Here is a 13,250-nt window from a genome sequence, read left to right on the forward strand (position 1 = left end):
CTGAATGCTTCTATAGACTGTAATGTGAGAATTAAAATGATCGTAGATGCTACCGGAGCCATCGTGAAAGCAGTGGCAATACATGGCAATGCCGAAGTGAAAGAACCGAATGCCAATGAAAAGGAAGTATTACGCGTTTATCTTAAATCTGGTGTGTGGTTGCCCGGCAAGTGCGGTGGAAATAACGTGACCGCTGAATTTGTGCAAACGTTTACCCCTTGTATTAAGTAAAATAATTGTTTTATAATCAATAATATTGGTAAAGAGCCAGGTTCCATGCCTGGCTTTTTTATTTTTGGTGAAGATTTCCTGTATTTTTCATGTATGCAGGTAATCCTTTCATTTATAATAATTTACCCCAAACAACCATGGCATAATTCTTCCTTGTTGTAATCCATGGCCTACAATAGGGAAATAGGCAGACTGTTCAACCTGTTTGCAGAGCTTCTTTTGCTGCATGGAAAAGACGAGCGATTAGCTGGTTTGCTTTCCGGGGCCGCGTATCGCATTCCCCGCCTCAACGAGGAAGTTTTTGATCTGTCAAAAGCCCGGCTAAAAGAATTATTTCGCCCTGCTATTATTCGCCTGGTAGTAGAGTTGCGTGCTTCGGGCACCATAGCCGCGTTAGACGAATTGGTTCAATTAACCCCGCCCGGTTTGTTCGACATGATGCGGGTGCGCGGACTGGGTGGAAAAAAATTATCCATACTATGGAAGAAAGCCAAAATTGATTCCATTGATGCGTTGCTGGAAGCGGCTAAAGCCAACCTGTTAATTGAAATACCAGGCTTTGGTGCAAAAACCCAGGCTAATATTATAACAGCTATTGAAGCGTATCGCAATAGCGCCTCCCGGTTTCACTTTGCCTCGGTAGCCGATACGGCCGATGTGGTTGTAAAGGAACTGCAAAAAATATTTAGATCGAAACTGGTTAGTTTATGTGGTGAGGTTAGACGACAAGCCACCACGGTGTCTTCCATTGAGATAGTAGCTGCTGTTGGAATAAAAAAGTTGTCGCAAAAAAACCTTGGCAAATCATTGATCGTTCAATCATCCAATTCAAATGTTACCAAAGGGCATACGGTGGATGAGATCCCGGTTACGATCTATCATGTTACCAAAGAAAATTTTAATGATGAATTGTTCCGGTTAACGGGGTCGGAGGGGCATGTAAAAAAAGTGCGGGCCAAAATAAAAGACCGGCATCGGTTTTCCTCCGAACAGGCGATCTATACGGCCGCAAAACTTCCTTTTATTGAACCTGAATTGCGTGAAGATATCGCCGAATGGAACTTCAGGAAGCGAAAAGAACAATTGGTGGAACTGTCAGATATCAAAGGGGTGGTGCATAATCATACGGACTGGAGCGATGGGGTAGACAGCCTGGCTGATTTTGTGAATGCCTGTAAACAAAAAGGATTTGAGTATACAGTGATCTCCGATCACTCCAAAAATGCGCATTATGCGGGCGGATTGAAAGAAGAAAAAGTACTGCGCCAATTGGAACAGATCGATCTGTTGAACCGGAAAGTAAAACCCTTTCACATCTTTAAAAGTATTGAATGTGACATCAGGGTGTCTGGTGATCTTGACTATGATGCCTCGTTATTAAAGCAGTTTGATCTTGTTATTGTTTCTATTCATCAATTATTAAAAATGGATGAAGAAAAAGCCACCCGCCGGTTGATAAAAGCTATTGAAAACCCCTTCACTACCATATTAGGACATATGACCGGAAGACAATTGTTGATTAGGCCCGGCTACCCGGTAAATTTTTCAAAGGTCATAGATGCCTGTGCAGCGAACCGGGTGGTAATAGAACTAAATGCCAATCCTTACCGGTTAGATATGGACTGGTCGCACATTCCGTATGCGCTTGACAGAGGCGTTATGATCTCCATTGATCCCGATGCGCATAGCATTGCTGAGATCGACAACATTCGCTGGGGCGTGTCTGCTGCCAGAAAGGGCGGTTTAACAAAGTCCATGACCTGGAATGCCCTGACGCGGAACGAGATTATCCGCTGGTTAAAAAGCCATTGAAATTTTGACAATTTCACTGAAAAAATTTCCTGCACTTTTTTCAGTCCACCCCCATTTTCGCCAATGGCATACTAGTTGGTAGCAAAAAACACGAGGCTTTTTATAAGCGCAATAAAATCTGACTTTGTTTTAACCAATTCAAAATGATCTATTATGGCAGAAAACGTAAAAGCCACTCCATTGCACGACAGGGTTATTGTTAAACCCGCCCCGGCAGAAAGCAAAACCGCTGGTGGTATCATTATCCCCGACACCGCAAAAGAAAAACCCCTGATGGGAATTGTAGTGGCCGCCGGCCCGGGTAAAAAAGACGAGCCTGTTACTGTAAAACAAGGCGACAAGGTATTATACGGAAAATATGCCGGCACCGAGTTTCAGTATGAAGGCCAGGAACTACTGATTATGCGGGAATCGGATATCCTCGCGATCCTGTAAGAGCAATGAACCTCTTTATTATTTTTTTTGATCCTTTAATTTACAACCGCTAAAAAATCAAATGAGCTATGTCGAAAGAATTGTTTTTTGATGTAACAGCCAGAAACCAGATGAAGAAAGGCGTTGATATTTTAGCCAACGCTGTAAAACTAACGCTTGGCCCCAAAGGACGCAACGTGGTACTGGAAAAGAAATTCGGCGCACCTGCCATTACTAAAGATGGTGTAAGTGTTGCAAAGGAAATTGAACTCGAAGACCCGCTCGAGAACATGGGCGCCCAGATGGTAAAAGAAGTTGCTTCCAAAACGGCCGACCTGGCCGGTGATGGCACCACTACTGCCACGGTGCTGGCCCAGGCCATTATTCACGAAGGCCTGAAAAATGTGGCCGCAGGCGCTAACCCTATGGACCTTAAAAGAGGGATCGACAAGGGCGTGGAAGCCATTGTAAAAAGCCTGCGTCAGCAATCACAAACCATTGGCGCCGATGTAAGCAAGATCCGCCAGGTGGCTACCATCTCTGCCAACAATGATGAAACGATAGGGGAACTGATGGCACAGGCATTCACTAAAGTGGGCAACGAAGGGGTGATCACGGTGGAAGAAGCCAAAGGCACCGACACTACTGTTGATGTGGTGGAAGGCATGCAATTCGACAGGGGGTATATTTCTCCCTATTTTGTGACTAACCCCGAAAAAATGCAGGCAGAACTGGAACATCCCTATATCCTCATCTACGATAAAAAAATTTCGGCAATGAAAGATATCCTGGGCGTTCTGGAGAAAACTGCCAAAACCAGCCGTCCCATTCTCATCATTGCTGAAGACCTGGAAGGAGAAGCCCTGGCTACGCTGGTAGTGAATAAACTGCGCGGCACCCTGAAAGTGGCTGCCGTAAAAGCGCCTGGCTTTGGCGACCGCCGCAAGGAAATGCTGCAGGATATTGCCATCCTTACCAATGGCACGGTTATCAGCGAAGAACAGGGCTATACGCTCGAAAAAGTGGAGCTGGAACAGTTGGGTTCAGCTGAAACCATCACCATCGATAAAGACAATACCACTATTGTGGGAGGTAATGGTAAAAAGGAGGCCATCACGGAACGCATTAACCAGATCAAAGCGCAAATGGCTGCTACCACCTCAGATTATGATAAAGAAAAACTGCAGGAGCGGCTGGCCAAACTGTCGGGCGGTGTGGCCGTGCTGTATGTGGGCGCTGCTACTGAAGTGGAAATGAAAGAAAAGAAAGACCGTGTTGATGATGCATTGCATGCAACCCGTGCTGCCGTGGAAGAAGGTATTGTACCCGGCGGCGGGGTCGCTTATATCAGGGCCGGTCAAGCGCTGGAGACCCTGGAAGGTAAAAATGAAGATGAAACAACGGGTATTACTATTGTGAAACGTGCTATAGAAGAACCGCTGCGCCAGATAGTGCACAATAGCGGTTTGGAAGGAAGCATTGTGGTGCAAACCATTAAACAAGGTACGGGCGACTATGGCTTTAATGCCCGTACGGAGCAATATGAAAACCTGTTGGCAGCAGGCGTAATAGACCCCACCAAGGTGTCGCGCGTGGCTATTGAACATGCAGCCTCAGTGGCAGGTATGTTATTGACCACCGAATGCGTAATTGCCGAAAAAACAAAAAAAGAAATAATTGAGGCGCCTTCCCCTGGCATGAATGGAATGGGGTATTAGTTGTTGTGTGTGACCCTGGCGTTAATGCCGGGGTTATTTTATAAAAGAAAGGATCATAATTATATGGTCCTTTTTTTAGATTAATGTCACTTAACTACTACGCTTTTTCTGTTTTGTCGTGTCCATGTTGTTTTACCAATTTATTGTAAATACCAAATAACAGGAAAGGTGCCGCCCACTGTCCCAAAAATAAGCTCATGTGTTTTTGGCGGGCGAGTTGTAGGATCAATGCTGCACTCATCACACCAACCGATGCCCACAGGAACACGTCGGACGGCAGTTTTGAAGTTTGTTCTTCAATCGTTTTTGCGATCCTGCCCTCTTTCTTGTCTGCTGCTTTATACATTGTTTCCATATAATGTTATTTTAGGTTCTTAATAAATAAATTGATGAAAAACCTATGCCAATGAAGACGGATTGCGTGGCATAATATATGAAGCTTTTACTTCAACGTTCGCAGCGTAACAGAGTACCGAACATCCGTAACAGGCGCTGTGCTGTGTTCCCATTCAGTTCTGGCCGGCCCCTGCATGATGTACAGGGACCTTTGCCTTACCGGTAACGAGATGATGGATTTTCTTGATTGTAACGACTTATCATAGGGTCTTAATTTAAAAATGCAATCGGCGCCCAGGGAAATACCTGCTATGCTTTCAAAGGGCGGTGCATCGCGATGCCAGTTGATCACCGACCCAACCGGGTATTCAGTTACCAGCAATTCCGCAATCTGGTCAGGATTGATCATCAACTGTTTGACCGCCCGGTCAATTACCCAGTTAAAACTTACAGGTATCTCAACACCTTTTGTCAGTTGGCGCGAGGAAAAATTATAATCATAGCCAAAGCTGGCCACTTTTCTTTTGGCAGTATATTGATGAAATTCCATCGCATGCAAGTCGATCTGTTGAATTGCCGAAAGCAATTGCTGCTCTTCAACCTGATTAATAAAGTCAGGATAGTAATAAAATCCTTCCGGAAGTATTGGCAGTTCATCAAATAATGTAAGCATGGTTTAATCCTTAAAATTTTTCAGCTTGTCCTGCACGGCCTGTTTTCTTTTTGTCCAGCGGGGGAGTGGTTCGGGAAGGTATTTTGGATTGCCTTTTTTATCAACCAATCCGGATGACTGGTTGAATTTTGCACTGAGTCTTTTTATGCTTGCCTGCGATTTGCCGCCTTTCAATAATTTACCTGTCTGCTCTTTTAAATGACCGGTAAATGTTTTCAGCGCGCGGTTTATGACCTGTAATTCTTTTTTGAGGTCTTTTTGTTTGCGGTAATAGATCATCAGCCGGTCGTATGGGAACGGGTCTACCGTACCATTTTTTATTTGTTGTTCGTATAAGGCTATATCTTCAGACGGCTGTACCATATTATTAAATTGAATGGTTTACATTTTTATTCCGGCTGTTGTTTAATTGTTTGTTGAGGTTGTATGCCGCGCTGATCAACCCCAGGTGCGAAAATGCCTGTGGAAAGTTGCCGAGGTGTTCGCCCCTGAAACCTAATTGCTCGGAATACAGGCCTAAATGGTTGGCATACCCTAACATTTTTTCAAAGTACAGGCGGGCTTTCTCCAGCTGGCCTGAACGCGACAAACATTCCACATACCAGAAGGTGCACATGGTGAAGGTGCCTTCCTTACTTATAAAACCATCAGGCGCCGCCAGGTCGGGCCGGTACCTGTATACCAGCGAATCGGATATCAGTTCTTTTTCTATACACTGTAAGGTTGATAACCATTTAGGGTCTTTCGGACTAATGAACCGGATCAATGGCATCAGCAGAGCAGACGCATCGACGGTAGCCGCGCCGGGATACTGCATAAATGCTTTTTTCTTATCATCCCAGTAGTCATTGTAAATGCTTTTGAAAATAATATCGCGTTGTTCGCGCCAGGATGGGTTATAGGGGAAGGATCGCATTTCGGCCAGTTTTATGGCCCGGTCAAAAGCTACCCAGCATTGCAGGCGGGAATATAAAAAGTTTTGTTTGCCGCCCCGTACTTCCCAAATGCCTTCATCGGGGTCACGCCAGTGGTCATTCAACCAGTCGATCTGTTTCGCCATAGCTTTCCAGAAGTCGTGCGAAATGCGTTCCTCATATTTATTATACAGGTAGATGGCATCCATCAGTTCGCCATAAATATCGAGCTGCAATTGCCGGTAAGCATCGTTGCCAATGCGTACGGGGGCCGATTGTTTGTAACCTTCAAAATTGTCGATGATGCTTTCCGTGATCTGTCGTTCCCCGTTTATTGAATACATAATACCCAGGCGGGTATTATCTTTTATATCCTGACAACGTTTCTCTACCCAGTTAATGAAATTACCTGCCTCCTTGCCATAACCCAGCCGTAGTAAGGTGTAAACGGTGAAGGATGCATCGCGGATCCAGGTGTAGCGGTAGTCCCAGTTTCTTTTTTCGCCAATGGTTTCGGGTAAGCTGAAGGTGGGCGCGGCAATGATAGACCCATATTGGTGTGAGGATAATAATTTCAGTACGAGGGCCGAGCGGTTCACCATTTCCAACCAACGCCCCTGATAAGTAGATTGGGCTATCCAGTCTTTCCAGTAATTAACGGTGGCAAAAAGGCATTTGGTTACAAATTCTTTTAGTGCCCGTTCATCACGGCGATCGTGCCCATCGATATAAGCCAGTAAGAAATCACCTGTTTCGTTCGGCGCCAGGGTAAATTCGGCTGTAATGCTCCCATCATCGGCTTTCAATGCAACGGAGCTTTGCAACCGAAGTTGGGTTTTATCATCACCTTTGCTGGACAAAATGAATTCGTTTTCCGACACTTTTTTTATGTCGTACCCACTTTGACCATAATTAAAAGCGGGCCGGCAACACATTTTATACTTAACGTGGCCTCTTATGGTGGTTATCCTTCTTATTACTTCTGTTCCATTCTTCAATGGTTCCACCGGCATAAAATCGGTTATTTCACCAACCCCTTCTTCCGACAGGAAACGCGTGAGCAGCACATTGGTGTCGGGTAAATACAGTTGTTTGGTGCTCATTTCCTGGAATACAGGCTGAATGCTGAAAAAGCCCCCTTTTTTATCATCGAGCAGGGCCGCGAAAATAGTGGGGGAGTCGAAGTGAGGAAGACAGAGAAAGTCGATAGAACCGTTGAGACCGACCAAAGCAACCGTGTTCAGGTCGCCAATAATGCCATAATTTTCGATTGGTTGATACCCCATAGCTAGTGTATTTATTTTGACTACTACTCAGGTCAGTCCCGGGTATACTATCCTAAACAATTTTAATGCCCGACCGCTTCGCTCGTTTTAGCAAAACGTATTGGCAACGTTGATAATAGAAATACGTCAAAAGTTATAATTGTTGGCAACCTTTGTTGCATTCATGCGTATAAGTAGTATCGGCCCATCCTCTGCCTTAAAAAAACTGCCTGGATCTTTCCCCAGCTCATAACCACCCTTTAGTAAACCGGCTTTGATTTCTTCACAGCTAAAACAACATTGTTATGAAGCTAACAAACCACAACACCTATCGATGGTACCTGGCAGGCGCTGCCATTCTTTGTATTACTTTTTTTAACCAGGGTTGTTCAAAATTGGGTGATGTTTTTCACCATATTGAACACAAAAATCCGGACCTGAAAAACTTTAACCAGGTAAACCTGGTGGGCAACAACGATGAATACAATGCCGCCCATATTGATCCGCATTTGCTCAATGCATGGGGGCTGAGTTTTAGCAGCGGCGGTATTGCCTGGATAAGCAGCCAGGAAGGTCATGTTTCTACTGTATATGACAAGGATGGAAATATGCTTGCCGCCAGGCCCGAAGTGGCCATTCCTTCACCCACGGCAACAACAGGCGGTCTGCCAACCGGCACCGTATTGAACAGTGATACCAGCAGCAAGGAGTTTCTATTGTCGAACGGAACACCCGGACGTTTCTTTTTTGTAGGGCTCGATGGGGTTATTTCGGGTTGGAACCCGGCCGCCGGCAATTTTGCCTTAAGAATAGCAGTCACAACCGGGGTATATACCGGGCTTACCATGGCGCAAAACAGTGGCGCCTGGTATTTGTATGCAGCCAATTTTAAATCGGGTAAAATTGATGTATGGGATAAGAGTTTCAATCCCGTTAATTTACCTTTTACCGATCCCGGACTGCCTTCGGGTTATGCACCTTTTAACATTCAGGCAGTTGGTGGCAATTTGTATGTGATGTATGCCAAGGTAGGTGCTGATGGAGATGAAGAGAAGGGCGTGGGGTTAGGTTATGTAGATGTGTACAACACCAATGGCGTACTGCAAAACAGGTTTGCTTCTACCGGCAAGCTGAATGCACCCTGGGGCGTAGCCTGGGCGGCTGATACTTTCTTTACCGATGACGATGGCAATCCTACCCCTGCTATATTGGTAGGTAATTTCGGTGTTGGTTATATCAATGCATATAGTTTGAATGGCAAATCACTCGGACAATTACGCGGTCCGCAGGGCAAACCCATACAAATTGAAGGGTTGTGGGCCCTCATGTTCCCACCTGCTACGGCTACAACTCTCGATCCCGATCGTTTATATTTTACAGCCGGTCCTGATGATGAAAAGGATGGGCTGTTCGGATATATAACTAAATAAGTGTACGTGTTACAAAAAAATAAAGCTGCGCCCGGGCGGCTTTATTTTTTTGTTTGATTATTTGAAGATCAGTAGGGTTTATATGTAATGAATCGTAATAAACTATTAGGGTGAGTTAATGGGAAATTAAAATGGTACTACTTAAGAAATAGTACTATGATTTACGGGTTTATTTGTATTATTTTTGTCCACGTAACTGTTCGTAAACCCCCGGGATACCCTTCCCCTAAATTCCGTACTATGATAAAACTTTACCGCTCAACCGGTAATTCAATGTGCACATACTGCACGCCCTTACCGTTCACACTTTCACTATTATTTTTCCTACTGTTTACCATCACCGGCCATGCACAGGTAGTAAAAAATGCCTATGCAAAGGTTACGGGCATAACCACCGTAAGTGGTAAATCACAACTGGCCATTGCCAACCAAAGTACCGGTGGCCATACCTGGGCCGTGAATGATGAAGTGATCGTGATTCAGATGCAGGACAATGTAATTAGTGGCACCGGCAACAATTCCAGCTTTGGTTTACTCTCAGGCATTTCCAATGCCGGCGCGTTTGAAGTGGCTGTTATTACAGCATTAGGCGCCGGTACCATTACCCTTAACAAAGTATTGACCAAACCATTTAATACGGGCAGCAATGCGAGTGTGCAGGTAGTAAGTTTTACCCAGTTAAGTGCAACTAATTTTACTACTACCGCCGATATCACAGCAGTGCCCTGGAGCGGTAGTTTGGGCCGGGGTGGCATAGTGGCCTTTACGGTAGGTGGTACGTTGACCCTGAAGCATGCCATTACTGTAGATGGACAGGGTTTTGCCGGTGGATCTGCTTCTAACAATAATAATCCCGGCTGTGCAGCTACATCAAATTATACCTCTACCTCTACCAATTATGGGGCAAAGGGGGAAGGCATTTATTTAGTAAATACAGTTACCGATCCTTCCTTTGTTCGCGGCCGCGCCAGAATTGTATCAGGCGGCGGTGGTGGGAACTCATCCGGATCAGGTGGTGCTGGCGGCAGTAATTTTTCCGCCGGTGGCGATGGGTCCGAAGACCTTGGATGTTCCAGTGGCGCCGGTTTAGGTGGCCTGTCTTTAGGCACATACTTACTAACCGGAAACCGGGCATTCCTGGGCGGCGGTGGCGGTGGTGGTCAGGGTAATGGAACCCAAACTGCAGGCGGCAATGGTGGTGGGATCATTTTTATCAGAGCAGGTGCGCTTACAACAAATTGCAGTCCGGGCTCGCCAAAAATTTCCGCCAACGGCATTGATGGCAATGGCTCCGGTGACTATGGCGGTGGTGGTGGTGGCGCTGCCGGCACTATTCTTTTACAAATTGGCTCCTATAGTGTTTCTGGTGGCTGCGCCCTTACCGTGCAGGCGAATGGCGGTGATGGCGGCGATGCCGGCAGCTTTCTGCAATGGGGCGGCGGCGGCGGTGGTGGCGGACAGGGAGCTGTATTGATAAGTGGTTCTGCTGCTATGAACAATATCACTAAAGTTACCCTGCCCGGAAGCGGTGGTACAAGTGGTTTTTTAACTCCCGACGCCCCTGCTGGCTCCGGACCTAATAATGGTGGTGTAGTTGGTGGAATTGGCGTTGTATTACCCGTTCACCTGTTATTCTTTACTGCTGAAAATAAGAACGACAAAGCTGTATTAACATGGAGCATCGCGGACGAACAAAATGTTACTTATACCATTGAACGTTCTACTGATGGCAGCAACTTTACTGCTATTGGCAAAATAACGGGTAGTGGTCAGTCAAATTATACATTTACCGATCCCAATCCCATTAATGGCAGGGTATATTACCGCCTGGTACTATCAGGCGATCTGGATGCAAAAACAACTTATTCCTCTATAGTGAATGTAAGCATGAGCAATACATCGCAGGTGGCGGTTGCTTATCCCAACCCTGCCCACGATCATTTTTACATTCGTATAGGTGGTGATAACGCCAACAAACTTTATAAAGTAGCTGTTACCGATCTGGCCGGTCAGGTAGTGTATACCACCACAGGCATACCTGCCAATAACATCATAAAGGTTACCCCGGGCAGAATATTGAAACCAGGTTTGTATATGTTTAAAGTTACCGGTGATGGATTTGAGCAAGCCGGGAAGTTGATGATACAATAGGGCGGGTGAGTTGACCAGTTAACTAGTTGATCAGTTGACGAGGAAGAAGGAGGTTGATAGTGTTGATAGAGTTGACAGGGTTGATATGGTTGATAAAGGGCGAAAGATGAAACGAGTGAGAGATGTAAACAGTGAGGAATATTACCCTGTCGCGAGCCATTCACGATTCACGATTCACGATTCACGATTCACGATTCACGATTCACGAAATAAAAAGAGGCCACTTCAAAATGAGGTGGCCTCTTTTTTTACTTAATGATAATCCTGTTAAGAAATTGATTGTCGCTGTTGAAGATCCGTAACGTGTATAAGCCGGGTACAATCTGGCTGTTTAACGCAACAGGAACAATGCCGCTTTGCGTGATCTGCAGTGTGCCTTTCTGTATGGTTTGTGCCGCCGTGTTCATTAACTGGTAAGTATACGCACCCCTGAATTGTTCAGCCGCTGCCACATAAATAATGCCGCCTGTAACCGGGTTGTTGATTACCTTGATTGCGCCATTGCGGTTGCCCGGCAGAATTTTAACGGTGGTAGAATATTTCCCATTTCCATCGATATCCGCATTCCGTACCCGGTACCAGCAGGTAGCCGTGGGTAGCTGCCGGTCGTAAAACTCATAGGTATGTGTGGGTAAAGTGTTGTTGGGCGCTACCTGGCCAATGCTGTTAAAGTTAAAACCATTGGTGCTGCGTTCCACTTCAAAATGATCGATGCCTGATTCTTCGGCGGTTTTCCATTGAACCAGGTTATAGGTTTCCCCACCCAGTCCCCAAATACCCAGGAAGGTTAGCGGCAGTGCAACGGAAACGCTGCCAATGGCAAAATTGCCAAAGATACTTACAGCATTGGAGGTTATGCTGCCGGCTGTCGATGGATTGCCTGTTGCCGTGCCGCCAATGTTTGTCCAGGTACCTGCATTATTATACACGGCCCTGATATCGGCAAGAAGATAACCGGGAAAATCAATTTTCGACCGGTCCCAGTTCATGGCTATCTGCGCCGTGCCGCCGCTGATCTTGTTAATGGTCCAGTATTCGAACGGGTCAACGCGTACAATAGGCGATTGCACACTGCCTGTATTGGGCGTGGTCATGTTATGATGGGCATTGAATTCACCGGTTACTGAAAGACTGGTAATACTTACCGGCCGTTCATAGGTGCCATTGCCTGTCGGGAATGCAAAGTTGCTACTGCCGAACCGTTTAACCCAGCCATTTACATGTGCTCCATTGCCATCGCCCGAATAGGTGGCGGTGGCTTCATAGACCAGGTAATTGGGCGTAACGGAAGTGGTAATGATGCCGCTGGTGAACGTATGGGCGCCATTCACATCCAGGTTATTGTTCAATAGGATGCCGGCGCTGTTATTGGTGGTAAGGTTGAATGTTTTAAATGCCTGGTTGCCATTGAGCGTTTGAGCGGCGGTGCCTGCAAGCAGCAGCCGGCCTGTGCCGGTTGCCATACCCACCTCGTTATTGGTGAGATTGCCCAGCACATACAATTGCCCGTTATTGGTGAATGCAGCTCCCAATGCATTGGTAAAAGGACCGTTGATGTACAGGATGTCGGATGAAGTTCCCACGTACAGGGTGCCTGTATTCTGTACCGTTACCTGCGCCTTTGGATAAAAAGCAAACAGGCACCCGAGTGTGGTTATAATTGCTTGTTTCATACCTGGTAATTTTTTGTTCACGATCAATGTTGAAGAAGCTGCTGTTCCATACCGTTGAGCTCCTGTTTTAAAGTGGCAATACGCGCCTGTTGTTGTTGCAGCAGTTTAATAAGCACCGGAATAAAAGAGGAATAATCTATACCCAGGTATTCCTTTTTTGCATCGCCCACTACTGCTTCGGGCAGGCTGCGTTGCACCTCCTGGGCTATCAGTCCGATCTTTCTGTTGCCGGTGGCATATTGCTTCCAGTGATATTGAACGGTCTTTAATTGTGCTAATAACTGCGTATTGTATGCCAATGGTTGAATAGCCGTTTTTAACCGGGCGTCTGAGGTTTGTATGGCGCCGGTGGCAGCCCAAACTGCACTCCAGGTAGCGCCGCTGGCGCCCAGCGAATAAGTATTGTCAGTTGATGGGGATACAATACCCGCCACTGTTAGTTTGTCGGTAACGGCCGCGTTGCCCAATGTGCCTATACCTACATTGCCGCCGTCGGTAATGCGCATTCTTTCATTGGTGGTGGCAGGGCCATCGGTGAAAAAGATCAGGTCGTACCCCGCGGCCCCATTGCCTATCATAAAATCAGCAGCAGTGGCATATAAATAAGTCGTGTTGTTACCACTTAAAATGGGA

12 protein-coding genes are annotated in these 13,250 nt (G+C 46.1%); 6 read left to right on the forward strand and 6 right to left on the reverse strand.

What is annotated here, in order from left to right; all coding sequences use genetic code 11:
* The 4 genes from ACJ751_RS11555 to groL all read left to right on the forward strand — a co-directional run.
* A partial coding sequence (locus tag ACJ751_RS11555) for a hypothetical protein (RefSeq protein WP_407745650.1) occupies window positions 1–231 on the forward strand: 231 nt, incomplete at its 5' end.
* 165 nt (window positions 232–396) lie between these two features.
* A complete protein-coding gene (locus ACJ751_RS11560; protein WP_407745651.1) occupies window positions 397–2,043 on the forward strand; it encodes a DNA polymerase/3'-5' exonuclease PolX in 1,647 nt (548 codons plus the stop codon).
* A 153-nt stretch (window positions 2,044–2,196) separates the two neighbouring features.
* A complete protein-coding gene (locus ACJ751_RS11565; RefSeq protein WP_407745652.1) occupies window positions 2,197–2,478 on the forward strand; it encodes a co-chaperone GroES in 282 nt (93 codons plus the stop codon).
* A gap of 68 nt (window positions 2,479–2,546) precedes the next feature.
* Window positions 2,547–4,175 carry a chaperonin GroEL gene (gene groL, locus ACJ751_RS11570; protein ID WP_407745653.1) on the forward strand — a complete coding sequence of 543 codons (1,629 nt, stop codon included), beginning with the start codon at window positions 2,547–2,549 and terminating at the stop codon, window positions 4,173–4,175.
* A 97-nt stretch (window positions 4,176–4,272) separates the two neighbouring features.
* Here groL and ACJ751_RS11575 read toward each other — a convergent pair whose 3' ends face one another.
* The 4 genes from ACJ751_RS11575 to ACJ751_RS11590 form a co-directional block, all read right to left on the reverse strand.
* Entirely contained in the window at window positions 4,273–4,530 is a 258-nt protein-coding gene (locus ACJ751_RS11575) for a hypothetical protein (protein ID WP_407745654.1), read from the reverse strand.
* A gap of 87 nt (window positions 4,531–4,617) precedes the next feature.
* A complete protein-coding gene (locus tag ACJ751_RS11580; protein WP_407745655.1) occupies window positions 4,618–5,184 on the reverse strand; it encodes an alpha-ketoglutarate-dependent dioxygenase AlkB in 567 nt (188 codons plus the stop codon).
* A 3-nt stretch (window positions 5,185–5,187) separates the two neighbouring features.
* Entirely contained in the window at window positions 5,188–5,547 is a 360-nt protein-coding gene (locus ACJ751_RS11585) for a hypothetical protein (protein ID WP_407745656.1), read from the reverse strand.
* A gap of 4 nt (window positions 5,548–5,551) precedes the next feature.
* Window positions 5,552–7,384: a glycoside hydrolase family 15 protein gene (locus tag ACJ751_RS11590; protein ID WP_407745657.1), complete on the reverse strand. Its 1,833-nt coding sequence runs from the start codon at window positions 7,382–7,384 to the stop codon at window positions 5,552–5,554.
* A 284-nt stretch (window positions 7,385–7,668) separates the two neighbouring features.
* Between ACJ751_RS11590 and ACJ751_RS11595 the strand changes: the two genes are divergently transcribed.
* Both ACJ751_RS11595 and ACJ751_RS11600 read left to right on the forward strand, forming a co-directional pair.
* Window positions 7,669–8,793, forward strand: a complete 1,125-nt coding sequence (locus tag ACJ751_RS11595; protein WP_407745658.1) for a TIGR03118 family protein — start codon at window positions 7,669–7,671, stop codon at window positions 8,791–8,793.
* A 240-nt stretch (window positions 8,794–9,033) separates the two neighbouring features.
* On the forward strand, window positions 9,034–10,944 hold the full coding sequence (locus ACJ751_RS11600) for a T9SS type A sorting domain-containing protein (RefSeq protein ID WP_407745659.1): 1,911 nt from the start codon (window positions 9,034–9,036) through the stop codon (window positions 10,942–10,944).
* A gap of 248 nt (window positions 10,945–11,192) precedes the next feature.
* On the opposite strand, the gene ACJ751_RS11605 is transcribed toward ACJ751_RS11600, so the two are convergent.
* Window positions 11,193–12,617 (reverse strand): hypothetical protein, encoded by a 1,425-nt coding sequence (locus tag ACJ751_RS11605; RefSeq protein WP_407745660.1) that lies wholly within the window; start codon window positions 12,615–12,617, stop codon window positions 11,193–11,195.
* 23 nt (window positions 12,618–12,640) lie between these two features.
* The coding region (locus ACJ751_RS11610) for a tail fiber domain-containing protein (protein ID WP_407745661.1) at window positions 12,641–13,250 on the reverse strand (610 nt) is incomplete at its 5' end.

The organism is Niastella sp. (genome assembly GCF_045805085.1).
Classification (GTDB): Bacteria; Bacteroidota; Bacteroidia; order Chitinophagales; family Chitinophagaceae; genus Niastella.